Below are 22,981 nucleotides of genomic sequence, written 5' to 3'. Positions count from 1 at the left end.
GCTAATCGGCGGTGAGGCGGGCCACCTCCGCCCCGGTCACGGCGCGCAGATCCCCGGCGGCGAGTTCGATCATGAACCCCCGCCGGCCGCCGTTGATCACGATCCGCTCCCGCGCCACCGCCGAATCGTCGAGCGCCACCGGCACGCGCCGCTTCTGCCCGACCGGGCTGATCCCGCCGACGACATATCCGGTCAGCCGTTCGGCCTTCGCGGGCTCCATCATCTTCGCCGATTTGCCCCCGAAGACCGCCGCCGCGCGTTTCATCGACAGATTCGCCGCGACCGGGATCACGACGCAGCGCGGCTGGCCATCGACTTCGAGCATCAGCGTCTTGAACACCTGCTCGGCCGGCAGTCCGAGCGCCTCCGCCGCCCGCTCGCCGATCCGGGTCGCGGCCTTGTCATAGGCATATTCATATGTCGCGAAAGCGACGCCCGCCTTGCGTAGCGCCTCGGTCGCCTGCGTCGCCGCCGTCATGGCCGGTACCCCATTTCCGCGTCGATCCAGGCCATGATCAGCCCGACCACCGCCCGTTGCTCCACCCTCGACAGCGCGCGGCCCGCGGGCAGCCCGTGCCATTTCGCGAGGCATCCCCGACAGCAGGTCGCCGTCGCATGTTGCGCGATAAAGACCGGATGGCCGCGCATCGGCGTCTGGCGCCCGTCATTCGGCGGGTCGGCCGGGGCGAGACGGGCGGCGATGAAATCACCCGCATGCGCGAGGATCTCCGCGCGGCCCTTGCGATCGGCATGGTCCCGTTCCCGCGCGCCGAGACGGAACCGCCGCCGGAACGCGGAGGTCGCGAGGCGCGGGAGTGGCGCGAGGCGAGGTTCTCCGGTTAACTGATCCATGACCGACATCGCGCGAGGAGATCGCCATGACCGAGGCGCTGACCCAAGGGGAACGCGAGGAGCATCTTCCCGGCCTCGACACGGCCGGCTGGCGCGCCGATCCGGCGCGGGACGCGATCCGCAAGATCTGGAAGTTCCGGACCTTCTCCGAGGCCTGGGGCTTCATGTCCCGCGCGGCGCTCGCGGCGGAGAAGCTGAACCATCATCCGGAGTGGAAGAACGTCTACAATGTCGTGGACGTGACGCTCACCACCCATTCGTGCGGGGGCCTGAGCGAGTTCGACATCAAGCTGGCGAAGCGCCTCGACAAGCTCGCGGGGCCGGAGGTGGAAGTCCAGACCGACCATTCCGAACCCGCGCTCTGTCTCTGCGAGGCGCATCACCGGGGTTAGGCTCAGATCTCCGCGAGCAGCGCCTCGCCCGCGCTGACCTCGCACTGGCCGGGCGCCGCCTCGACGTTCAGCACCTTCACCACGCCATCGTCCACGAGCATCGCATAGCGCTTGGACCGATCGATGAGACCGGCCGGCGGCGCCGAGAAGTCGAGCCCGACCGCCTTGGTGAATTCCGAGGCCGGGTCGCCGACGAAGCGGATACCCGCCGCGCCGCCGCCGGTCGCCTCGGACCAGGCCTTGAGCACGAAGGGATCGTTGACCGAGACGCAGACGATCTCGTCGACGCCCTTGCCCCGGATGTCGTCGGCGACACGGATGAAGCTCGGGACATGCTGGGTCGAGCAGACGCCGGTATAGGCGCCGGGGACCGCGAAGAGCACGATCTTGCGCCCCTTTGTCAGACCCGAGAGGGCGACCTCCGCCGGGCCGTTCTCGCCGACTTCCAGAAACTTCGCCTCGGGCAGGGCGTCTCCGACCTTGATGCTCATCTCGTCCTCTCCTTCTTGACCGGTGCGCCGGTTGCCGCGCCCCCGGCTCCGGATATAGAGGGGAGAGCCCCCGAAGACCAACCCGGAAAACCGCCATGACCCCCGACCGGACGAGCCGCGACCGGATGAGTCCCGACCTTTCCGCCTCCGCCGCGCCGCGGGTGCCCTGATGCGGATCATCGCCGGTCGGTTCCGGGGCGCGGCGCTCGCCGCCGTGGGCGCGGGCGACGCGGGCGAGCACCTGCGCCCGACCACGGACCGGGTGCGCGAGAGCCTTTTCAACCTCATCGCGCATGCGCCGCTCGGAGACGTGCCGGCCCTCGAAGGCGCGCGCGTGCTCGATCTTTTCGCCGGGACCGGGGCGCTGGGGCTCGAAGCGCTGTCGCGGGGGGCGGAAAGCGCCTGTTTCATCGACAAGGGTGCGAAGGCGCTGAAACTTCTGCGCGACAATATCGACCGGCTCCGCGTCGGCGCGGAAACGCGGGTGATCGCCCGCGATGCGACCCGGCCCGGCCCGAACCCGGAGGCGCCGCATGACCTGGTCTTCCTCGACCCGCCCTACGGCAAGCGCCTCGGCGAGCGGGCGATGGAGGCGTCGCTCACGGGCGGCTGGATCGCGAAGGGCGCGCTCGTCGTCTGGGAGGAGAACACGCCGCCCGCGGCTCCGCCCGGCTTGACCCTGCTCGACGCCCGCCGGTATGGAGACACGATGATCAGCCTCTTCCGCGCCGAGCCATGACTGGTCACGCCATGACCGAGGTCACCCGTGCGACGGCGCTCCGCGAGAGCGACGCCAGGCGATTGCTCGGCGAAATCTTCGGCTTTCCCGACTTCCGCCCCGGTCAGGAGGAGATCGTCACCGCGATCGAGGCGGGCGCTGACGTGCTCGCCATCATGCCGACCGGTGGCGGCAAGTCGCTGCTCTACCAGCTTCCGGCGCTGACCCGGCCCGGCGTCACCGTCGTGGTCTCGCCACTGATCGCGCTCATGCGCGACCAGGTGCGCGCGCTCCGATCCGCGGGGGTGGTGGCGGGGGCGCTCACCTCGGCGAACAGCCCGGAGGAGACCGAGGAGGTCTTCCAGGCGATCGATGAAGGCGCGCTGAAACTGCTCTACATGGCGCCGGAACGCCTCGCCTCGGCCGGGACGGGCGGGCTCATGACCCGGCTCGGCGTCTCGTTGCTCGCGGTGGACGAGGCGCATTGCGTGAGCCAGTGGGGGCATGACTTCCGCCCGGACTACCTCCGGGTCGGCACGCTGCGCCGGATGCTCGGCGGCGTCCAGACCGTGGCCCTGACCGCGACCGCCGATGCCGAGACCCGCGCCGAGATCGCCGCGCGGCTGTTCGGCGAGGCGGCCCCGCGGGTCTTTCTGCGCGGCTTCGACCGGCCGAACCTCTCGCTCGCCTTCGCGCCGAAGAACAATCCGCGCCGCCAGATCCTCGATTTCGTCGCGGCCCGCCCCGGCCTCTCCGGCATCGTCTATTGCGCGAGCCGGGCGCGGACCGAGAGCCTCGCGACCGCGCTCGGCGAGGCGGGGCATACCGCGCTCGCCTATCACGCCGGGCTTTCCGACGAGGACCGCAGGCTCGGCGAGACGCGATTCCAGCGCGAGGACGGTCTTGTCGTCTGCGCCACGGTCGCCTTCGGCATGGGCGTCGACAAGCCCGACATCCGCTATGTCGCCCATGCTGACCTGCCGAAATCGATCGAAGCCTATTACCAGGAGATCGGCCGCGCGGGGCGCGATGGCGAACCCGCCGATACGCTGACGCTCTACGGCGCCGACGACATCCGCCTGCGCCGGACGCAGATCGACGAGGGCGCGGCGCCGATAGAGCGAAAGGACGCGGATCACAAGCGGCTGAACGCGCTCCTCGGGCTCGCCGAGGCGAAGCATTGCCGGCGCCAGACGCTGCTCGCCTATTTCGGCGAGGACATGGCGGAGCCCTGCGGCAATTGCGACCTCTGCCGCGACAAGCCCGCGCTTTTCGATGCGACGGACGCGGCGCGCAAGGCCTTCTCGGCGATGCTCCGGACCGGCGAGAGCTTTGGTGCCGAGCATCTGATCGCGATCCTGCGCGGCGATCGCTCCGAGCGGGTGCTGCGCCGGGGGCACGAGCAGCTTCCGACCTTCGGCGTCGGGCGGGACCTCGCGAAACCCGCGTGGCAGTCGATCTTCCGACAGCTGATGGGTCTCGACCTGATCCGCCCCGATCCCGCGCGCCATGGCGCGTTCCGGCTGACCGAGGCCGCGCGGCCGATCCTGCGCGGCGAGGCGGCGCTGGAATTGCGCGCCGATACCGTCGCGCGCGCCGCCGGCCCCGAGCGGCGGGTGCTGGCGCAGGTTTCGGAGGAAGACGAGGGGCTGCTCTCGAGCCTCAAGGCGAAGCGGCGCGAACTCGCGGAGGCGCAGGGTGTGCCCGCCTATGTGATCTTCCCGGACCGGACGCTGATCGAGATGGCGACGGTCCGGCCCGAAACGCTCGACCGGATGCGCGGCATCACCGGGGTCGGCGCGACGAAGCTGGAGCGTTTCGGGCCGACCTTCCTCGCCGTCATCGCCGGATCGGCGCCGGATCTGCCGCATCCGGCCCGGCGCAAACTCGCGGGTTCCTCGGGCGCGGCGGCCTATGACCGGCTGGAGGAAGCGCATCGGCGTCTGGCGCGGGGGGCGGACGGGCTCGCGAAGCCGCTCGACTGCGGGGCGGCGCTGCTCGCCCGGATCGCGGAGGAGCGGCCGGGGAGCCTCGCCGCGCTCGCCCGCGTGCGGGGGATGGACGCGCCCCGCGTCGCGCGTTTCGGCGAAGCCTTCCTCGACGCGCTCAACGCCGGCGAGTGAGCCCCTGGGCTCAGAACCAGATGCGGAGCCCGATCGTGCCGTAATGCGCGCCGCCGTGGGCGTCGTTCACGAGGCCGAAGACGCCGGATCGGTGATGGATGCGGAAAAAGAGCTGGCTGTCGGGCGCGTCCGGCAGGGCGAAGGTCACTTCCGGCGCCAGATAGTGCATGAGGTTGTCGCCCTTGCCGTCGCGGGCGCGCTCTCTCTCCGTTTCCGAAATTTCGGATGCCCAGTTCAGCCCGGTCGAGACAGCGAAGGTCGTGGGCAGATAGGCATCCCACGGAAGGCCCTGATAGCGTAGGAAGAGCGCGCCCCAGACCTCCGTCACGTCCTGCCGCCCGTAACGCTGGCCGACGCCGAATTCCGGCTCGAAGGTGAAGTGCCTGGCGTAGAGGCGGGTCCGGCGCGAGAAGGCCAGCCCGACGAACTGGTCCTCATCGGTAAAGTCCCAGCCGGTCGGCGGCGGTCTCATGAGCAGCATGTCGTTGAGCGAATCTTCGATATAGTCGCCGGCGAAAAGGGAGAAGGCGCAGTCGTTTTCGCAACGCGAGAAAAATTCGTCGGGTGACCACGCCGCGACCGGGCCGGTCGCCACGAGAGCGAGCGCGAGTGCGAGCAGGCCGGCGAGGCTACGCCGGAGCCGCTGGGCGCGAGGGGTGATGATCCTTCCGAGAGCCAAAATCCGCTTCCGAGATGTTCCGAAGCGATTTCGCAAGTTTCAGGGGTCAGGTCAAATACCTGTTGAACCAGTCGATCGTCCGCTGCCAGGCGAGATCGGCCGCCGTCGGGTCGTAACGCGGCGTGGTGTCGTCGTGGAAGCCGTGATGCGTCTCCGGGTAGACATGGGCCTCGTAGGTCTTGCCGTACTCCCCGAGCGCGGCTTCGTAGGGCGGCCAGCCCTCGTTGATCCGCGCGTCGAGACCGGCATAGTGGAGCAGGATCGGCGCCTGGATCTTCGGAACATCGGTCGCCGCCGCCTGCTGGCCGTAGAACGGAACCGCCGCGCCGAGCTCGGGAAAGGCGACCGCCGCCGCGTTGGCGACCCCGCCGCCGTAGCCGAAGCCGGTGATCCCGACATTCCGGTTGTCCGGGGATCGGCCATCAGGAACTCGACCGCCGCGAAGAAGTCGTTCATCAGCTTCTCGGGATCGACCTTGCTCTGGAGTTCGCGCCCCGCCTCGTCATTGCCCGGATAACCGCCGACCGCGGTCAGCCCGTCGGGGGCGAGCGCGATGAACCCGGCCTTGGCGACGCGGCGCGCGACATCCTCGATATGGGGGGTCAGCCCGTGGTTCTCATGCGCCACGACGACGCCCGGCACCTTGCCGGCCACTTTCGCCGGCAGGACGAGATAGCCGCGCACCTCGCCGTGGCCGAGTGGCGAGGCGTAGGTGAGGTAGTTCGCCAGGATATCGGGATCGGTGTCGCTCACCTGCCGCGCGAGCGCGTCGTTCGGGCTCAACGCGCCGAGCAGTCCGGTCGCGGCCATGCTCGTCACTGCGAATTTCGCGGCATGGCCGAGGAACGCGCGTTTCGTGATCCTGCCAAGGGCGTGATGGTCGTGGAGTTCCAGCGGATCGGGACGAAGATCCCTGGCGGTCAGTCTGGTCATCGCAGGCTCTCTTGTTATCGTGATCGGACCTCAGCGCGGGTGCACGGTGACAGTATGCGAACGATCTTCACGATGGCGACCGATGGGCCGGGACTCTACGAGTTCACGGCGGAAGTTCGCCGCTTCACCCGCGGGGCGGGGGACGGGCTGCTGACGCTCTTCGTCCGACACACCTCCTGCTCGCTCCTGATACAGGAGAACGCCGATCCCTCGGCGCGGGCCGATCTGGAGACGTGGCTCGGCAGGTTCGTGCCCTCGGCGGACGATCCGGCGATGTCCTGGCTCACGCATGTCCTGGAAGGCGCCGACGACATGCCGGCGCATCTGAAGGCCGCGGTTCTGCCGGTGTCGCTGTCGATCCCCGTCGCCGACGGGACGCCGCTCCTTGGCACCTGGCAGGGGATCTATCTCTGGGAGCACAGGCGCCGGCCTCACCGGCGCGAAGTGGCCGCGCATTTCGCCTGACGCTGCGACTTGACGCCGCGATCTGACGGGCTGCGCGGCCAAGGGGGCGGGCGGGGCCCCGTGTTCCGGCTCCGCCGCGGGCCTCAGGCGGGCCGGATTCAGGCAGCCTTGGCTTCCGGCGCCTCGGACTGGCCGAGCACGTCGGTCACGACGCGAACGATCCGCGCCGCCATGGTTTCGAGTTCGGTGGAGGGCAGGTCGGCGAAATGCCGGAAACCACCCAGTTCGTCCTCGATCGAGATACGCAACAGTTCGGTCTTGGTCTGCTCAAGCATGGGCTTCTCCTTGCGGTCCCCTCGGACCTGACGAGCAAACCATTTCGCACCTGCAGCAAAAAGGCAAGCGCGGTAATGCTCACAAATGCGCGCAATCAGGAAAGTCCAATGATATCTGAGCATAAACGCGCATTACCGGGAGCGAATTTCGTCACGCGGCGTGACGAATCACCCGCGCCGATCCCCCTCACATGCCGAGCGCCTGCTTGTAGACCTCGAGAATCGCCTCCTCCTCCGACACGTCGGCCGGGTCCTTCCTGCGCAGCGCGATGAGCTTGCGCAGCACCTTGGTGTCGTAGCCGCGCGCCTTGGCCTCGGCCATGACTTCCTTCTGATGCTCGGCGATCGCCTTCTTCTCCTCGTCGAGCCGCTCGAAGCGCTCGATGAACTGGCGCAGTTCGCCCGCCGTGACCTTGTAGGCGGCCGGGGCATCATCCTCGATCATTTCGTCCAATTGATCTTCCCCTCTGAGACGCGGCGCGGAACCTAGCCTCCGTCCCCCGCGGGAACAAGGCCCTTGCGCCGCCGGAAACCGGCCCCTAAACGCGCCCCTCGAACACCTTGGAGGGGAGGGCCGCGCGATGATGACGCTTCTGGTCATTCTGGGGGGGCTGATGGTCGCCGCCGGTCTCGTCGGGCTCGGCTACTGCGTGCGTACCGGCTATGTGATCCGCCGCGAGAAACCCGCGCCGGAAGTGGTCCAGGCCCGGCTGCGGCGGTTGCTCGCGATCAATTTCGGCTCCGTGGGGCTCGCGGCGCTCGGGCTCGGCCTCATGGTTGTCGGGCTGATGCTCGGCTAGGCCTCAGGCGGCGTCCCGCGCGGCCTCCGCCCGCCGAAGGTAGGCGGCGATCCAGCGCGCCCAGTCCGTATTCGCCACCGCGCGCGCGAGCCCGGGCCGGGCCGCGTCGAGATCGGGCAGCGGAAAGGACGTGCCCGCGCGCAGGTCCAGAAGCTCTGCCATGTACTCCGCCCCGAATTCGGGATGCGGCTGGAGCGAGATCGCGTCCGGCGTCTCGGGATCGCCATAGGCGAGGGCGGCGAAATCGCAGAACGCCGACTTCGCCAGCACCGTCGTTCCCGGCGGCTGTGTTACCACCTGATCCTGATGCACGGCGCGCATGGAGAAGGTCTCCGGAGCGTCGGCCAGCCAGCCCGGCCGGGAGACGAGTTGGTAGTCATGCACGCCGAGCCCCCAGCCACGATCCGATTTCACCGCGCGGCCGCCGAGCGCCTCGGCGAGGATCTGATGGCCGAAGCAGATGCCGACGACGGGAACATGGGCCGCGACGCAATCGCGCAGAAAGGCCTTCAGCGGCTCGATCCAGGGCAGATCGTCGTAGACGCCGTGGCGCGAACCGGTGACGAGCCAGGCATCCGCCTGACGCGGGGAGGCCGGCATCTCCCCTGCCACCACCCGGACGGTTCCGAATTCGAACGCGGGATCGGCCGCGGCGAGAAGCTCGCGGAACATCGCCGGATAGTCGCCGTGGCGGGTCCGCAGTTCTTCCGCGACCTCGCCGGTCTCCAGGATTCCGATCTTCATGGGCTGCCTCCGTCCACGCATTCCTCCATGTGCCGCGTTCACCGCACCCCGACAAGAGGTGGCGATGGGCGCGCGCGCGCCCCGGGAACGCGAAAGGGCGCCCAGACGGGCGCCCTTGAAGGATTGTCGCAGCTTTCCGCCGGTCAGACGACGAACTGGCCGCCGTTCGCGGAAATCGTCGATCCGGTGATGAAGCTCGCGTCGTCGGAGGCGAGGAAGGCCACGATCCGCGCGATCTCTTCCGGCTCGCCGAGACGGCCGACCGGGATCTGCGGGATGATGCGCTCGTTCAGCACCTTCTCGTCGATCGCACGCACCATCTCGGTGCCGATGTAGCCCGGGCAAACCGCGTTCACGGTGATGCCGGCGCGCGCGCCTTCCTGGGCCAGCGCCTTGGTGAAGCCGAGGTCGCCCGCCTTGGCGGCGGAGTAGTTCGCCTGACCCGCCTGACCCTTCTGGCCGTTGACGGAGGAGATGTTGATGATCCGGCCGAACTTCCGGTCGCGCATGCCCGTCCAGATCGGATGGGTCATGTTGAAGACGCCGGTGAGGTTCGTGTCCATCACCTCTTTCCACTGCTGCGGCGTCATCTTGTGGAACATCGCGTCGCGGGTGATGCCGGCGTTGTTGACCAGCACCTCGACCGGGCCGTTGTCGGCCTCGACCTGCTTGATGCCCTCGGCGCAGGCGTCGTAGTCGGCGACCGACCACTTGTAGGTCTTGATGCCGTGCTCGTCGGTGAATTTCTTCGCCGCCTCGTCGTTACCCGCGTAGTTCGCGGCCACGGTGAAGCCAGCCTCCTTGAGCGCCAGAGAGATCGCCGCGCCGATGCCGCGCGACCCGCCGGTGACGAGTGCCACACGTCCCATGTTCGTTCCTCCGATTGAGAAGCTTTTTTGATCGCGCCGGGACTCCTGCGTCCCGGCGCGGCGGTTGGAGCCGTCAGCCGACCGGCGCCGGGGTCAGCGCCCGGGTCGGCGCGGAAGTCACGGACGCTCGACGCACATCGCGACGCCCATGCCGCCGCCGATGCAGAGCGTGGCGAGGCCCTTCTTCGCGTCGCGGCGCTTCATCTCGTAGAGCAGCGTGTTGAGCACGCGGGCGCCCGAGGCGCCGATCGGGTGGCCGATCGCGATCGCGCCGCCGTTCACGTTCACCTTCGAGGTATCCCAGCCCATGTCCTTGTTCACGGCGCAGGCCTGGGCCGCGAAGGCTTCGTTGGCTTCCACGAGGTCGAGATCGTCGATCTTCCAGCCGGCCTTCGCAAGCGCCTTGCGGCTCGCGTAGATCGGGCCGACGCCCATGATCTTCGGGTCGAGGCCGACGGTCGCATAGGAGACGATGCGGGCCAGCGGCTCGATGCCGCGCTTCTCGGCGTTCTCGGCGGTCATGAGCAGCACGGCGGCGGCGCCGTCGTTGATGCCGCTCGCATTCGCCGCCGTCACGGTGCCGTCCTTCTGGAAGGCCGGGCGCACCTTCTGGATCGATTCGAGCGTCGCGCCGTGGCGGATGAACTCGTCCTTGTCGACGATCGTCTCGCCCTTCCGGGTCTTCACGGTATAGGGGATGATCTCGTCGTCGAACCTGCCGGCCTTCTGCGCCGCCTCGGCCTTGTTCTGGCTCGCGACCGCGAATTCGTCCTGCATCTCGCGGGTGATCTGCCATTCCTTGGCGACGTTCTCGGCGGTGACGCCCATGTGGTACTGGTTGAAGGCGTCCATGAGGCCATCGGCCAGCATCGAGTCGCGGAAGCTGAGGTCGCCCATCTTCTGGCCCGCGCGCAGGAAGGCGGTGTGCGGGGCGAGGGTCATGCTCTCCTGGCCGCCCGCGACGACGACTTCCGCGTCGCCGAGCAGGATGTGCTGCGCGCCAAGCGCCACCGCCCGGAGGCCCGAGCCGCAGAGCTGGTTGATGCCCCAGGCCGCGCTTTCCTGCGGCAGACCGGCGTTGATATGCGCCTGACGGGCGGGATTCTGACCCTGGCCCGCGGTCAGCACCTGACCGAGGATCGTCTCGGACACATCCGCGGCATCGACGCCGGCGCGCTCCAGCACACCCTTGATCACGGCGGAGCCGAGATCATGTGCCGGCACGGTCGCGAAGCCGCCGTTGAAATTGCCAACCGCGGTACGTCCCGCCGAGGCGATTACGATGTTGGTCATACGTTCCTCCTTCCACGGGCAAGCGCGCCGCGTACTCAAAGTATTCTGAGAGCCTCCCCTGCGCACGATTCGTGCGCGGCTCGGGACCCCTCGTCGCACATGTCGGAGGGCACCACAACTGTCCCCCGTGCCTGAGGAGCGTTTCAGGGCTGGTTCGCAGTGAGGAATTCCGCGACCGGGCGCCAGACCAGGGCCGGCGCGTGGCTCCCGACGGCCATGCCGACATGGCCGGTATCCGGGCTCAGGAGCCGCGCCCCCGGAATCGCGGCCGCGAGCGGCTCGGCCAGCGCGGGCGGGGCGATCGTGTCATTCCTCCCGGCGACGATCAGCGTGGGGCAGCGGATGTCGCCCGCCCTGACCGGGCCGCCGAGGAACCGCCACTCGCCGCGCGCGGTGAGGTTGCGGATCTGCCAGTCGACCAGCAGCTCCCGGGCCGCCGGCGCCGCCATCGGAATGCCGTCGGCGAGCCAGTCCTCGAGCGCGACGAAATGCAGTGCCTCGGCGCTCGCCGGATCGAGCCGCGAGAGACGCTGGAACTTCAGCGCCGCCTGGATCGGGTTGACGATGGCGAAGAGCATCTGGAAGAGCGAGACCGGCACCGCGCCGAAACCCTGGCCCAGAGTCTCCAGCATCGCCTCGATCCGCTCCGGTCCCTCGGCGCGCAGGAGCGCGCGGAACCCTCCGGCGATGCCATCCACCGGCGCGAAATCCCAGGGCGCCCCGATCGTGACCAGCCGCGCGACCAGATCGGGACGCCGGGCGGCGACCCCCACGCTGAGCGTGCCGCCCATGCAATAGCCGAGCACCGGCACGGGTCCGCCGCCGAGCCTCCGTGCGATTGCGAGAGCCGGCAGGATGCGCTTCACCCCGTAGTCGTCGAGGCCGAAGCCCGTCTCCGCGGGTCCCGGAACGCCCCACTCGAGGAGGAGCGGGCGTGCGCCCCGCGCGGCGAGCCAGCGCAGCAGCGACCGCTCCGGCTGGAGGTCGAGGACATAGGGGCGGTTGATCAGGCTCGGCACCACCAGAACCGGGCGGGCCGTCGGATCGCTCGGCCCCGTGGCGCCATAGTCGATGAGCCGCGCCGCGCCTTCGGCCCAGATCACCGGCGGCTCGTCCATCGCGCGGCGATAGGGATGCGCCTGCCAGATTTCCAGACCCCGGATCGTCGCGCCGAGCCGGGCGGCGATCTCCGCCGCGACTTCGACCTGGCTGAGGTCCGGGCCGAGCGCGGCCGCGTCGGCGGCGCATTCGTCGAGCCAGGGGAACCGCGGCGAATCCGCGCGGGGCGCCGCGAACAGGGCCTGGGCATAGGCCGCCAGCGCGGCGCTGAGGTGGAAGATGAGCGGGCTCGGCTCGCCGATCCGATGCGCCGCCGCGGGCAAGGCGTCGCGCGTCGCGGCGATCGCCGTCAAGGCTTGGTCATGGGCGTGACGGGCCCGTGTCCTTGAACCGCGGTGCCGGAAACATGGCGTTCCCAGAGATCGAGATAGGCGGCGGCCCTTTCGCGCTCGGTCCGCGCGGGCGGGCGCGGCCGGCCGTCGCCGGGTCCGGATGCCCGAGACTCCGGCGAGATATCCGCCGGCCTTGTCCTTTCCCGAGCCCTCACGTCCATCGCTCGCGTCGCCCCGCATTTGCCCGCCGCGGTCATTCGCACCTGCGATAAATGTCTTTCCGCACCGTCGCGCGGGCGGTAAGCTGGCCGCAGGGAGTTCATATTCACTTAGGAGACACGCGCGTGGCTGAAAAGAACGAAACCGCGGGCGAGCCGATCATCATCAAAAAATACGCGAACCGCCGCTTATACAATACCGCGAAGTCGAGCTACGTCACCCTGGACCACCTCGCGCAGATGGTGCGCGACGGACACGATTTCGTCGTGAATGATGCGAAGACGGGTGAGGACATCACCCGCGCCGTGCTCGCCCAGATCATTTTCGAGGAGGAGGCCAAGGGGCCGACGATGTTGCCGGCGAATTTCCTGCGTCAACTGATCCGGCTCTACGGCGATACGCTGCAGGGCTTCGTGCCCGGCTATCTCGACGCGTCGATGGAGACCTTCGCGCGCAATCAGGAAGCGATGCGCGAGCAGGTGCGTTCGGCCTTCGAGGCCAATCCGGCGCTCGCCAACTTCGAGGCTCTGGCGCGGTCGAACATGGAGTGGTTCGAGAATGCGATGCGGATGTTCGCCCCCTTCGCGAGCGGCATGAACGCGCGCGGTGGTGGAGCGGCGGGCGCCGGCGGCAACAATGCCAAGCAGAGCAAGGATGCCGAGCTTGAGAAACTGAAGGCGCAGCTCGCGGCGATGCAGGATCAGCTCTCGAAGCTCGTCAAGGATTCCTGACCACCCCGGGGGCGCCCGCCCACGCCGCGGCGGTACGCGAGGGCCGCCAACCCCGGCACTGTTCTGGGCGGCGGGTCGATGGCGGGCCTGCCTCCTGGGGTCTGGCGGGCGCGGGTCCCGCCGTTAGTGGCTCGAATCGCTCGGTTTTCGGATGCGCGCGTCGCGGCGTTGCGAAACGGCGGAACCGGCGCATTCGCAATCACGGGCTTTCGGCGGGTCGGGCCGCCGATCACGGAAGCGAGCGCGGCCTCCGCCGCGTTGGACTCTTCAGCCTATTTTTGTCATGAATACGAAGACTTGACAGCACTGACCCGTTGAATCCGGCGGGGCAATATCCAAATATCAGACGGGTCCGCGAGTGCGCCTCGCGGCCTTTGGCTCACACGGAGGAACCTTATGGCCGAATACGAGACTATCCGTCGGACTGGAGCCGGCGCCACCGCCGCGCGGATCGACGAGGGTCTGCGGGCGCATATGAACAAGGTCTACGGCCTGATGGCCGTTGCGATGATCATCACCGGCCTCGTCGCCTATATCGTCGGCAGCGACTTCGCCCGCGTGGTCGACCAGCAGCCGACCGCGATCATCCCGGAGGGGCTGATCGTCGCGATGTTCAACTCGCCGCTGAAGTGGGTGATCATGTTCGCTCCGCTCATCGTCGTCTTCGCCTTCGGCGCGGGTCTCAACCGCATGTCCGAGGCCACGGCGCAGGGCGTGTTCTGGCTGTTCTCGGCGCTGATGGGCCTCAGCATCTCGTGGATCTTCGCGGTCTTCACGGGCATGTCGATCGCGCAGGTCTTCTTCATCACCGCGATCGCCTTCGCCGGCCTCTCGCTCTGGGGTTACACGACCAAGAAGGACATCTCGGGCTGGGGCTCGTTCCTGATCATGGGCCTGATCGGCCTGATCATCGCGTCGATCGTGAACATCTTCGTCGCCTCCTCGGCGATGCAGTTCGCGATCTCCGTGATCGGCGTGCTGATCTTCGCGGGCCTGACCGCCTATGACACGCAGAACATCAAGAACACCTACCTCCAGATGCGCGCCGCCGAGGGCGAAGCCTATCTCGGCAAGGCCGCGATCATGGGGGCGCTCAGCCTGTATCTGAACTTCATCAACATGTTCATGATGCTGCTGCAGCTCTTCGGCCAGCGCGAGTGATCTGAACCGGTCTATCGCCACCGCCAAACCCGCCGATCTCCGGATCGGCGGGTTTTTTGTTGGACAGGCGGGCGCTGGGCTCCCCCTATGCGGGATTCAGGTCCAGTCGGGGTGCTATTTCCGCCAGAAGGGCTTGCGGTCGGCGAGCTCCTGCCATGCGGCGAAGATCCGCGGCCGGTCCGAGGCGACCCGCGCGGCCATGGTTCCGAGGAGCCAGCCCGCCGCGCGCTGCGCCGCCGGGTCGCCGGCGCCCAGCGCGTCCTCGCCGGTCAGCCAGACGGCGGCCATGGCGGCGTCGGTGAGGCTGCCGAAACCGTCCTGCATGTCCTTGATCGCGCGGAGATAGAGCGCGACCTCGCGGCCCTCGTAGATCGGCGCGAGCATCTCGACGCCATAGCGGAGCTTCTTCAGGGACTTCCGCAGATCGTGCAGCGCCGCTTCGTCGAGCCGGTCGAGATGCTTCGCCCGCTTGCGCGCCGCCTTCAACCGCTTGCCGAGCATCTCCGGCGCCACCTCGCCGACCGGTCGTGCCAGCCGCGCGGTCTGGTCGTAATCCGAGGGTTCGAGCCAGCCGCGGGTCTCGATGAACTCGCCGAGATCGAACAGGAAGGCGGCGCCGTCCGGACCCGCGATGGCCGCGCGCGCCGCCGCGCGTTCGCTCTCCCGCCGGACCGAGAGCGCCGCGACCAGCGCGTCGCGCGCCTGGGCGTCGAGGCCGGTCTCGGTCAGTTCGCTGATCTCCCCCTCCAGCACGTCGAGATCGCGCAGCGCGCTGATCGCCTTGCCGAGCTCGCGCGCCTGATCGGAGAGCCGCGTCACGGCGGTTCCCGAGCCGAGCACCGGCTCGAACAGCTTCAGCGCGGTGCGAAGCTTGCGCATCCCGACGCGAAGCTGGTGCGCGCCCTCGGGTTCGGTGGTGTCGGCGAGGCGTTCCTGTTCGCGGATGATCTGGGCGAAGCAGTCGCGCAGGATGTCGCGTGCCACCTTCTCGACGCCGGTCTCCCCCGAAAAATCGGGGCCTGTCGGCTTCTTCACCGAAGCGTCGCCGTCGCCCCGCGCAAGCGCGTAGCCGCGGGCGGACTTGTTCAGCGGGGCGAACCGGACGGGGCCCGACTGGAAGAGCTTGCGCGCCAGTGAATAGATCGCGGCGACCGCGCCCTCCTTCAGTTCGAGCTCCGCCTCGAGGATCGGCTCGACACGGGAACCGGCGACGATTTCGCCCTTGTCGATCGCCAGTTCGACGAGGCCCTCGGGGACCCGGATCAGTTCGATCCGGCGCTTGACCCGGGTCTCGAAGAGCGGCGAGAGCGGCGCGTCGCCCGCCGTCTCGACCACGGTGGCGAAAGCGGGGTCCTCGCCTTCGAGGACGAGCCGGGCGCCCGGCGCCGGGCATTCCACCTCGCGATTGGCGAAGAGCCCGCCGGTCTCCTCACCCGCCTTGATCTTGATCGTCTGGACCCAGCGCCGCCCCTCGCGCCGCAGGCGCAGCGCGATGCCGGCCTGGGCGAGCGCCTCGCCCGGCGTGTCGTAATAGACGGATACCAGATCGGCGTTGCGCGCCGGAGCCGCGCGATCCTCCAGCGCCGGCGCCCGGCGCAGACGGGCGTCGCCGCCCGGATCGAGCGTGATCTTGAGTTCGACCTCGGTCGTCATGCCCCACCCTCCCGTCTGGATGCCCTCTCGGCGGAATGCTGTCTGAAATGCGAAAAGCGTGTTACGCTATGTCGTTGGAACCGCTTTCTGCCAAGGGAATCGATGGCTGGGATCTCCGCGCATATTGCCATTCTCAAGACGCGTCCTCCCGCCTCCCATTGTCGCACCCCCCGTTACCGCGCCCTCCGGCTCCCCGGAGACCCGCGGGGGGCTTCCATCAACCCAAGACCCCCTACCAATCCGAGACCCCCCCGGCAACCGCGCATGAGGTGACCATGGAGCTCCGCAGAACCGATCGCATGAACCCGAGCAACCGGCCACCCGACCGGACAGTCTCGATCAGCACCTTCGGAGCGGAGCCTCGGACATGAACCCAGCGACCCTTGGCATCGCCGCCGAATTCGTCCGTTCCGGCATCGAGAAGGCCGGGATTCCGCTCACGGACACGCTGGAGGCCTATCTCTCGATCACCTTCGCCCGCTTTCTCCAGTCGGAGATCCGGGTTGATATGCTGACGGTCCGGATCACCCGGGCGATGGATGAGCGGGCGCCGCGCGACACGATGCGCGCGCTCGCCGACGAATGCCTGATCGCCACCGCCTTCTTCGGCGGCCGCCTGCGCCGCGCGGGCGCGATCCGGCATTATGTCGCGATGGGGCAGATGACCTACGACGCCGCCGATCTGACCGAGCAGGCCTATGGTTTCGTCCACATGCGCGACGTGATCGCGAGCGCGGCCGAGACAGAGGAGACGGAAGACCGCCGCGTGCTGCTCGACCAGGCGCGGGCCGGGAGCCAGACGGCGCGGGAGGAACTCGCCAGCGAGAATGTGGTGATCGGCCCCTGGGCGAAACCTTCGGGCGGGCTGATCTGGCGGCGGCAATGATGGCGGGAAGAAAAAACCGCGCCCGGATGGGCGCGGCGAGGCTCGGGGGTGGAAAGGTCAGCCGGGCTGAGCCGTCGGCTGGGCGCGGCTCGCCATGAACTGGTCGAATTCCGCCTTGTCCTTGGCGGCCCGCAACTGGTCGAGGAAGGAGGTGAAGGCCTCCCGCTCGTCCTCCAGCCGGCGCAGGGTCTCCTCGCGATAGGCGTCGAAGGCGGTATTCCCGGTCTTGCCGAAATCGCGGGTCCGCAGCGAACGGGCCTTGCGGCCCCAACGGTTGCAACTCATGCGTTTGCTCCAGATCATGTAGAACAGAAGGGCGAGGCCGATCGGCCAGAACAGGATGAACCCAATGACCATCGCGGCGATCCAGGCCGCGCGGCCACGCTCATCGAGCCAGTCGCGAGACCGCCCGGTCCAGGCGGCGAGAGTATGCATCAGGCGCTCCTATGTTAATGTTATTAACATTCACATAGATTGGCGAAATCGCCGCGCTCTTCAAGAGGTTTCTTCCGAAAAATCGTGAGCCGGCTCAGAGCGGCAGAACGCCGAGTCCGCGCAGGTAGATCCCGGTTCCGGATTCGAGCATTTCCTCGGGGGTATAGGGCGCGCGGGCGCCGGGCGCGCCTCGGGCAAAGAGTTCCACCACCCCGTGGCTGAAGGCCCAGACATGATTCGCCACCATGGTCGGCGGCGGCCGCCGCTCGGGCGGCACCTGCGCCATCAGCAACTCCGCCGCGCGGATCATCACGTCGAGCGCCCGCTGCGCGGCGAGCGCCAGTTCGGGATTCGCCGAGATCGCCGCGCCGGCTTCGAACATCGCCATGTAGAACCCGGGATGCGAGCGGGCGAAGCCGAGATAGGCGCCGCCGGTGGCGAAAAAGGACGAGAGCGGGGACGGGCGTCCGCGGTCGAAGGCGCGTTCCAACTGTTCGGCGAAGATCACGAAGCCCTGCCGCGCCACTTCCTCGACCAGATCCTCGCGATTGCGGAAGTGGCGGTAGGGCGCGGCGGGGCTGACGCCCGCGGCGCGCGCCGCCTCGGCGAGGGTGAAGCCGAGCGGGCCCTTCTCCTCGATCAGCGTGATGGCCGCGTCCACCAGCGCCTGGCGCAGGTTGCCGTGGTGGTAGGATTTGCGCTGGTCAGGGTCGCGATCGGCCATGGCATGATCTAAACGCTGCCCCTCGGGCCAGCAAGCCAGCCGGAGCCGTCCGGATTCAGCTCGACTCGCCGAAGCGGCCTGCGACGAGATCGCGCAGCGCCTCGGCGAGCGCTTCCGCCTCGGCGCCATCGACGCGAACATCGATATGCGTGCCCTTGGCCGCGGCGAGCATCATGAGGCCCATGATCGAATCACCCGAGACGTCGAGCCCGTCGCGGCTGACCTCGGCACGCGCGTCGTAGCGTTCCACGGTTTCGACGAATTTCGCTGAGGCGCGCGCGTGGAGACCCTTGTCATTGACGATCTCCAGAGACATGCGGATGGAGGCGTCGGCGCTCACGACGGGAGCGGTGCTCCGTCCGGACCAAGACCATCGATCGAGTCGATGTACTTGCGGCCAGCGGCGAGCGCGGTGGAGACGGCGTCGCCGAGTGCCATGCGTCGCGCCTTGGCCAGTTTGACGAGAAGCGGGAGATTTGCGCCGTAAAGGACAGCGCGGCCTGGATTCCTGCACGCGCCGACGGCGAGATTGGAGGGCGTGCTGCCGAACATGTCGGTTACGACCACGACACCTTGACCCTCGTCCACCGAAGCCGCGGCGGCTTCGATCTCGGCCTGTTTCGTCGTACAGTCATCCTCGGGGCCGATTGCCACGGCCACCGTGCCGGGATGCTTGCCTACGACATGTTCCATGGCTGCCAGATATTCGCCAGCCAGCCCGCCATGGGCGACAATAACGATTCCGATCACGCTACACCCATCCCCAGGTCCGAAGTCGCGCTCTTGACTGCGCGCTCAAGATCCCTGTGCCGAATAGACACCCGCCATCCGTCCTCCGCAAGCGTTTTTGACAACGCCTCGGCGACTGCGACGGAGCGGTGCTTGCCTCCTGTACAACCCAGTCCGATCCCGAAATAGCTCTTCCCCTCGGCCCGATAGGCGGGCAGGAGCGTGCGCAGGAGGTCGACGAGACGCGAATAGAACGCGTCGAAGCCGGAATCTCCCAAGACGAAGGCGGAGACCTCCGGATCGCGGCCGTTTTTCGGGCGCAATGCCAGATTCCAGTGCGGATTCCTCAGAAAGCGCACGTCGATCACCATGTCCGCGCCTCTGGGCGTGCCGCGGGCATAGGAAAAGGACTGCAGTTCGATCGCGAGATCGGCCTGCGCGTCCTTCGGTCCGAAGAGCCGGGCCATCTCGGCCCGAAGCTCGTGCGGTGTCATCTCCCCGGTATCGATCAGCACATCCGCGCGTTCGCGAAGCGGCGCGAGCAGAGCGCGTTCCCGTTCGATCCCGGCCCTCGGGGTCTCCGTCGGGCTCAGCGGATGACGCCGGCGGGTCTCGTTGTAGCGGCGAATCAGCGTATCCGTACCGCAGTCGAGATAGACGAGCGCCGGGCTCTCGCCGGTGAGGTTCGCCACCTCCTCGAGAGCGCCGACAAGGCGGTCGATGCCGAATTCGCGGTTGCGCGCGTCGATTCCGACCACGACCGCCCGTTCGAGCGGCGGACCCGCGAAAAGCCGGGGGAGAAACGACAGCGGAAGGTTATCGATGGCCTCGAAACCGAGGTCTTCCAGGGCCCGGATCGCCGTGGTCCGCCCGGCACCGGCCGGTCCGGTGATGATCAGGATGTGCTGCCCCGCGGGAAGCCTGGATGCATCGCTCATGGTGCGCCTGCTTTCGAGCCCTTTCCGGCGACGGGCCCTGCTCTGCCGTCATTTTCCCTGATATCGGGCGTTCTGCATGATAAACACCAACACTGCATCAAGATTGGGCACACCGCGCCCGAAAATCAACTCCACGTCGGTCCCGAGCAGGTCGATTACACGCAGTTGTGGCATCCTTGCCGCGGGTGCGAAATCGAGATCAACGACCGCCGAGACGGGCACATTGTCCGCGACCCGCTCCGTTCGCAGCAGGCCTATGCCGCGCGCCTCGACGAGTCCGCGCAGCGGATCGGGCGCCCGGGCGACGATCGACCGGCCCCGTCGCTCCAGGACCACGCGGTCATCGGCGACGAGCACGCCGCCGAGCGCGATCAGCCGCAGCGCGAGGCCCGACTTGCCCGATCCCGACGCGCCCTGAATGAGCACCGCGCGGGTGTCGAAGGCGACGGCGGAGGCATGGGCCACCAGCCGGTCCGGGGCCGGATCGGCGCCCTCTTTCGCGTCCGCGTCCGGGCGGTCCCGCGAACCCCGACTCAAAGCTTCGGGCCCCGAAGCGCGCCCTCGGATGCGGCGGCGCAGCGTGTTGCTTTCCCGCGAAGCGAACGCAACCGAACGCGCAGAGCAACACGTAAGTACACGTCCGCCTTAGAAATATGACGCCTGTATGGCTTTTTACCATTCACGGCCTGAGGCTCCCTCCTCCTTTCGTGGTATAGATCTGATGTGGGGGCGGTTGCTGCGTTTGCGAAGATCGCCACTTGTGAGGACTCGTGCAATCGGGACGGGCGTGCCTTTCGCGGGGTGCGCGACGGACCGTGCCTTAAACTGGGGATTTATCGCGTAATGACGATGGCGTTCAACAACATGGCGAAGCTCGGAACATTCAAGACGCTTGAGGAGATGGGCTTCCCCGGGGCCGGACAGGTTCATTACAACCTGCTGGAGCCGGCGCTGGTCGAACAGGCGATTTCCCGCGGCGAGGGTCAGCTGGGCCAGGGCGGGGCGCTGCTCGTCTCGACCGGCAAGCACACCGGCCGCTCGCCCAAGGACAAGTTCGTCGTCCGCGAGCCCTCCGTCGAAGATTCGATCTGGTGGGAGAACAACACGCCCATGGCGCCCGAGGCCTTCGAGGCGCTGAAGGCCGACATGAAGGCGCATATCAAGGGCGGCGAGCTCTTCGTGCAGGACCTCTACGCCGGCGCCGACGCGGAATACCGGCTGAACGTGCGCGTGATCACGGAACTTGCCTGGCACAACCTCTTCATCCGCCACCTGCTGCGCCGGCCGGGCCTCGAGGAACTGGCCGATTTCGCACCGGAGTTCACCATCCTGAACTGCCCATCGTTCAAGGCCGACCCGGCGAAGCATGGCTGCCGCTCCGACACCGTCATCGCCATCTCCTTCGAGCAGCGGCTGATCCTGATCGGCGGCACCGCCTACGCGGGCGAGAACAAGAAATCGGTCTTCTCGATCCTGAACTACCTGCTGCCGGAGAAGGGCGTGATGCCGATGCATTGCTCGGCCAACCACGCCAAGGACGATCAGGAGGATGTCGCGGTCTTCTTCGGCCTGTCGGGCACCGGCAAGACCACGCTCTCGGCCGACCCGGCGCGGGTTCTGATCGGCGACGACGAGCATGGCTGGTCCGATCGCGGCACCTTCAACTTCGAGGGTGGCTGCTACGCCAAGACGATCAACCTCTCGGCCGAGGCGGAGCCCGAGATCTATGCGACCACCACGCGGTTCGCGACCGTGGTCGAGAACATGGTCTATGATCCCCGGACCCGCGCGCTCGACTTCAACGACGACAGCCTGACGGCGAACACCCGCTGCGCCTATCCGCTCGAGGCGATCTCGAATGCGAGCCCGACCTCGCTCGGCGGGCAGCCGCGCAATATCATCATGCTGACCTGCGACGCCTTCGGCGTGCTGCCGCCGATCGCGCGGCTGACGCCGGCGCAGGCGATGTATCACTTCCTGTCGGGCTTCACCTCCAAGGTCGCCGGCACCGAACGCGGCGTGACCGAGCCGCAACCGACCTTCTCGACCTGCTTCGGCGCGCCCTTCATGCCGCGTCGGCCGGAGGCCTACGGCGCGCTGCTGCGCGACAAGATCGCCGAGGGCGGCGCCTCCTGCTGGCTCGTCAACACCGGCTGGACCGGCGGCGCTTATGGCACGGGCAAGCGGATGCCGATCTCGGCGACCCGCGCGCTGCTGACCGCGGCGCTCGACGGCACGCTGAACGACGCGGAGTTCCGGGTCGATCCGAACTTCGGCTTCGACGTGCCGGTCGCGGTCGCGGGCGTGGACGCCGGGCTGCTCGACCCGCGGTCGACCTGGGCGGACGCGGAAGCCTACGATGCCCAGGCGCGCAAGCTGGTCGCGATGTTCTCGTCGAACTTCGAGCAGTACACCGCCTATGTCGAAGAGGACGTTCTCGCCGCGGCGATGTGACAAAGGGAGATCGCCGCGCCGGGGCTCAATATCCGGCGCGGCGATGCCGATTCGGAGCCCGGGTTTGGGGCCCGGCGTTCAGAAACCAGCCTTCAGAATCCGGCCTTCAGAATCCGGCGGCGCGGCGCAGCAGGTTCAGTCCCGACACGACCAGCACGATCAGCGTCGCCCTGCGGAAGAGTTCCTGATCGAGCCTGTCCTGGACACCGTAGCCGACGAACATTCCAGCCAGCGTCGGAACGACCATGAGCGCCGAGACCGGCAGCGTCGTCGCGTTCAGGATGCCCGAATGGGTATGCGCGACGAGAAGCAGCACCGCGCCGATGAAGAAGGTGATGCTCTGCGCGCGGATCATCTCCAGCTTTGGCGCGTGGATCGCCAGGAGATACATGATGAGCGGCGGCCCCCAGATGCCGGCGATGCCTCCGAGCACTCCGCACAACGCCCCGGTGATGACCTCCGCCAGTCTGTTGTAACGCGGCGCGAAACGCGGCCGCCAGCCGAGCAGCTGGGTCACGCCGGCGGTGGTGATCACGACGCCGAGCACCGCGTAGAGCATCGCGTCCGACATGACCACGACAAGCTGGGCGGCGAGGACGAGGACGAGGACGAAGACGAGGTTCAGCCGCCAGAACTTCCGCAGGCAGTCCCAGGCTTCGCGGCCGCCGTTACGCAGCGCCTGCAGGAGGTTCGAGATCAGGATCGGCAGCAGGAGCAGCGCCAGCGCCGTCTTCCCCGGAAGGAAGGACGCCATGAGGCTGAGTCCGACCAGCGGCAGTGCGAAGCCCACCACGCCCTTGGCGAAGCCGCCGGCTGCCATGCTGAGGCTCGCATAGACGAGGCCCGCGAGTCCGAATGTTGCGATGAAAGCGTCCAAAATCCTGCCTCCGGCGGTCGCGGCGCGCACCCGTTTCGCAAGAGTGGACGCCGAAGGCAACGCTAATAAAATTCCCGAGCCACCCCCCACCAACGTAGTAATATTGCGTAACAATTGACGCCGCCGAGGCTTCTGTCTAGGGTACGCGG

At 67.9% G+C, this 22,981-nt stretch carries 27 protein-coding genes and 1 pseudogene; 9 read left to right on the top strand and 19 right to left on the bottom strand.

From position 1 onward, the window contains the following. Position 1: 1 nt before the first annotated feature. Positions 2-478, bottom strand: a complete 477-nt coding sequence (ybaK, locus tag ACLJK8_RS06970; RefSeq protein WP_413149380.1) for a Cys-tRNA(Pro) deacylase — start codon at positions 476-478, stop codon at positions 2-4. Continuing rightward, complete coding sequence (locus tag ACLJK8_RS06965) at positions 475-852, bottom strand: DUF4186 domain-containing protein (RefSeq protein ID WP_413149379.1); 378 nt, start codon at positions 850-852, stop codon at positions 475-477. Before ACLJK8_RS06965 ends, ybaK begins: the two co-directional genes overlap by 4 nt. Positions 853-878: 26 nt before the next feature. Between ACLJK8_RS06965 and ACLJK8_RS06960 the strand changes: the two genes are divergently transcribed. Next, the gene (locus ACLJK8_RS06960) at positions 879-1,244 is read left to right on the top strand and encodes a 4a-hydroxytetrahydrobiopterin dehydratase (protein ID WP_413149378.1); all 366 of its coding nucleotides are present in this window, start codon (positions 879-881) and stop codon (positions 1,242-1,244) included. A 2-nt stretch (positions 1,245-1,246) separates the two neighbouring features. Here ACLJK8_RS06960 and ACLJK8_RS06955 read toward each other — a convergent pair whose 3' ends face one another. After that, positions 1,247-1,735, bottom strand: coding sequence for a peroxiredoxin (locus ACLJK8_RS06955; RefSeq protein ID WP_413149377.1), 489 nt, complete (start codon positions 1,733-1,735; stop codon positions 1,247-1,249). A gap of 169 nt (positions 1,736-1,904) precedes the next feature. Between ACLJK8_RS06955 and rsmD the strand changes: the two genes are divergently transcribed. Further along, the gene (gene rsmD, locus ACLJK8_RS06950; RefSeq protein ID WP_413149376.1) at positions 1,905-2,474 is read left to right on the top strand and encodes a 16S rRNA (guanine(966)-N(2))-methyltransferase RsmD; all 570 of its coding nucleotides are present in this window, start codon (positions 1,905-1,907) and stop codon (positions 2,472-2,474) included. Between the two features lie 11 nt (positions 2,475-2,485). After that, positions 2,486-4,576, top strand: coding sequence for a DNA helicase RecQ (gene recQ / locus ACLJK8_RS06945; RefSeq protein ID WP_413149435.1), 2,091 nt, complete (start codon positions 2,486-2,488; stop codon positions 4,574-4,576). 10 nt (positions 4,577-4,586) lie between these two features. Here the strand turns inward: recQ and ACLJK8_RS06940 are convergent, their stop codons facing one another. Beyond that, positions 4,587-5,255 (bottom strand): hypothetical protein, encoded by a 669-nt coding sequence (locus ACLJK8_RS06940; protein ID WP_413149375.1) that lies wholly within the window; start codon positions 5,253-5,255, stop codon positions 4,587-4,589. A 46-nt stretch (positions 5,256-5,301) separates the two neighbouring features. Continuing rightward, positions 5,302-6,065, bottom strand: a pseudogene (locus ACLJK8_RS06935) (dienelactone hydrolase family protein). Positions 6,066-6,242: 177 nt separating this feature from the next. On the opposite strand from ACLJK8_RS06935, the gene ACLJK8_RS06930 reads away from it, so the two are divergent. After that, positions 6,243-6,653, top strand: coding sequence for a secondary thiamine-phosphate synthase enzyme YjbQ (locus ACLJK8_RS06930; protein WP_413149374.1), 411 nt, complete (start codon positions 6,243-6,245; stop codon positions 6,651-6,653). A 98-nt stretch (positions 6,654-6,751) separates the two neighbouring features. Here the strand turns inward: ACLJK8_RS06930 and ACLJK8_RS06925 are convergent, their stop codons facing one another. Further along, entirely contained in the window at positions 6,752-6,928 is a 177-nt protein-coding gene (locus tag ACLJK8_RS06925; protein ID WP_413149373.1) for a hypothetical protein, read from the bottom strand. 187 nt (positions 6,929-7,115) lie between these two features. After that, positions 7,116-7,373, bottom strand: a complete 258-nt coding sequence (locus ACLJK8_RS06920; protein ID WP_413149434.1) for a DUF2312 domain-containing protein — start codon at positions 7,371-7,373, stop codon at positions 7,116-7,118. 136 nt (positions 7,374-7,509) lie between these two features. Here ACLJK8_RS06920 and ACLJK8_RS06915 point away from each other — a divergent pair, with 136 nt between their 5' ends. Further along, positions 7,510-7,728 carry a hypothetical protein gene (locus tag ACLJK8_RS06915; RefSeq protein WP_413149372.1) on the top strand — a complete coding sequence of 73 codons (219 nt, stop codon included), beginning with the start codon at positions 7,510-7,512 and terminating at the stop codon, positions 7,726-7,728. 3 nt (positions 7,729-7,731) lie between these two features. Here ACLJK8_RS06915 and ACLJK8_RS06910 read toward each other — a convergent pair whose 3' ends face one another. The 4 genes from ACLJK8_RS06910 to ACLJK8_RS06895 all read right to left on the bottom strand — a co-directional run bounded on the left by ACLJK8_RS06910 (position 7,732) and on the right by ACLJK8_RS06895 (position 12,046). After that, positions 7,732-8,472, bottom strand: coding sequence for a glutamine amidotransferase-related protein (locus tag ACLJK8_RS06910; RefSeq protein WP_413149371.1), 741 nt, complete (start codon positions 8,470-8,472; stop codon positions 7,732-7,734). A 143-nt stretch (positions 8,473-8,615) separates the two neighbouring features. Then, positions 8,616-9,341 (bottom strand): acetoacetyl-CoA reductase, encoded by a 726-nt coding sequence (phbB, locus tag ACLJK8_RS06905; RefSeq protein WP_413149370.1) that lies wholly within the window; start codon positions 9,339-9,341, stop codon positions 8,616-8,618. Positions 9,342-9,458: 117 nt separating this feature from the next. Next, positions 9,459-10,634, bottom strand: a complete 1,176-nt coding sequence (locus ACLJK8_RS06900; protein ID WP_413149369.1) for an acetyl-CoA C-acetyltransferase — start codon at positions 10,632-10,634, stop codon at positions 9,459-9,461. A gap of 143 nt (positions 10,635-10,777) precedes the next feature. Further along, a complete protein-coding gene (locus ACLJK8_RS06895; RefSeq protein WP_413149368.1) occupies positions 10,778-12,046 on the bottom strand; it encodes an alpha/beta fold hydrolase in 1,269 nt (422 codons plus the stop codon). A gap of 323 nt (positions 12,047-12,369) precedes the next feature. On the opposite strand from ACLJK8_RS06895, the gene phaR reads away from it, so the two are divergent. Together phaR and ACLJK8_RS06885 are read left to right on the top strand one after the other, a co-directional pair. Continuing rightward, entirely contained in the window at positions 12,370-12,975 is a 606-nt protein-coding gene (gene phaR, locus ACLJK8_RS06890; RefSeq protein ID WP_413149367.1) for a polyhydroxyalkanoate synthesis repressor PhaR, read from the top strand. Positions 12,976-13,371: 396 nt separating this feature from the next. Further along, a complete protein-coding gene (locus ACLJK8_RS06885; RefSeq protein ID WP_413149366.1) occupies positions 13,372-14,136 on the top strand; it encodes a Bax inhibitor-1 family protein in 765 nt (254 codons plus the stop codon). A 114-nt stretch (positions 14,137-14,250) separates the two neighbouring features. Here the strand turns inward: ACLJK8_RS06885 and ACLJK8_RS06880 are convergent, their stop codons facing one another. Then, entirely contained in the window at positions 14,251-15,789 is a 1,539-nt protein-coding gene (locus ACLJK8_RS06880) for a CHAD domain-containing protein (RefSeq protein WP_413149365.1), read from the bottom strand. A gap of 367 nt (positions 15,790-16,156) precedes the next feature. Between ACLJK8_RS06880 and ACLJK8_RS06875 the strand changes: the two genes are divergently transcribed. Continuing rightward, the gene (locus ACLJK8_RS06875; RefSeq protein WP_413149364.1) at positions 16,157-16,675 is read left to right on the top strand and encodes a hypothetical protein; all 519 of its coding nucleotides are present in this window, start codon (positions 16,157-16,159) and stop codon (positions 16,673-16,675) included. 57 nt (positions 16,676-16,732) lie between these two features. Here ACLJK8_RS06875 and ACLJK8_RS06870 read toward each other — a convergent pair whose 3' ends face one another. The 6 genes from ACLJK8_RS06870 to ACLJK8_RS06845 form a co-directional block, all read right to left on the bottom strand. Continuing rightward, positions 16,733-17,110, bottom strand: coding sequence for a DUF2852 domain-containing protein (locus tag ACLJK8_RS06870; RefSeq protein WP_413149363.1), 378 nt, complete (start codon positions 17,108-17,110; stop codon positions 16,733-16,735). A 94-nt stretch (positions 17,111-17,204) separates the two neighbouring features. Then, positions 17,205-17,834, bottom strand: a complete 630-nt coding sequence (locus ACLJK8_RS06865) for a TetR/AcrR family transcriptional regulator (RefSeq protein ID WP_413149362.1) — start codon at positions 17,832-17,834, stop codon at positions 17,205-17,207. Positions 17,835-17,889: 55 nt separating this feature from the next. After that, positions 17,890-18,150: an HPr family phosphocarrier protein gene (locus tag ACLJK8_RS06860; protein WP_413149433.1), complete on the bottom strand. Its 261-nt coding sequence runs from the start codon at positions 18,148-18,150 to the stop codon at positions 17,890-17,892. A gap of 20 nt (positions 18,151-18,170) precedes the next feature. Beyond that, positions 18,171-18,584, bottom strand: a complete 414-nt coding sequence (locus tag ACLJK8_RS06855) for a PTS sugar transporter subunit IIA (RefSeq protein WP_413149361.1) — start codon at positions 18,582-18,584, stop codon at positions 18,171-18,173. Next, entirely contained in the window at positions 18,581-19,501 is a 921-nt protein-coding gene (rapZ, locus tag ACLJK8_RS06850) for an RNase adapter RapZ (RefSeq protein WP_413149360.1), read from the bottom strand. Before rapZ ends, ACLJK8_RS06855 begins: the two co-directional genes overlap by 4 nt. Before the next feature lie 48 nt (positions 19,502-19,549). After that, entirely contained in the window at positions 19,550-19,966 is a 417-nt protein-coding gene (locus tag ACLJK8_RS06845) for an HPr kinase/phosphorylase (protein WP_413149359.1), read from the bottom strand. Positions 19,967-20,365: 399 nt separating this feature from the next. On the opposite strand from ACLJK8_RS06845, the gene ACLJK8_RS06840 reads away from it, so the two are divergent. Then, positions 20,366-21,955, top strand: coding sequence for a phosphoenolpyruvate carboxykinase (locus ACLJK8_RS06840; protein ID WP_413149432.1), 1,590 nt, complete (start codon positions 20,366-20,368; stop codon positions 21,953-21,955). A gap of 106 nt (positions 21,956-22,061) precedes the next feature. On the opposite strand, the gene ACLJK8_RS06835 is transcribed toward ACLJK8_RS06840, so the two are convergent. Beyond that, on the bottom strand, positions 22,062-22,832 hold the full coding sequence (locus ACLJK8_RS06835; RefSeq protein ID WP_413149358.1) for a TSUP family transporter: 771 nt from the start codon (positions 22,830-22,832) through the stop codon (positions 22,062-22,064). Between the last annotated feature and the right edge of the window lie 149 nt (positions 22,833-22,981).

Source organism: Amaricoccus sp. W119 (assembly GCF_047275745.1).
GTDB lineage: Bacteria > Pseudomonadota > Alphaproteobacteria > Rhodobacterales > Rhodobacteraceae > Amaricoccus.
This window is presented reverse-complemented; position numbering and strand designations above follow the sequence as displayed.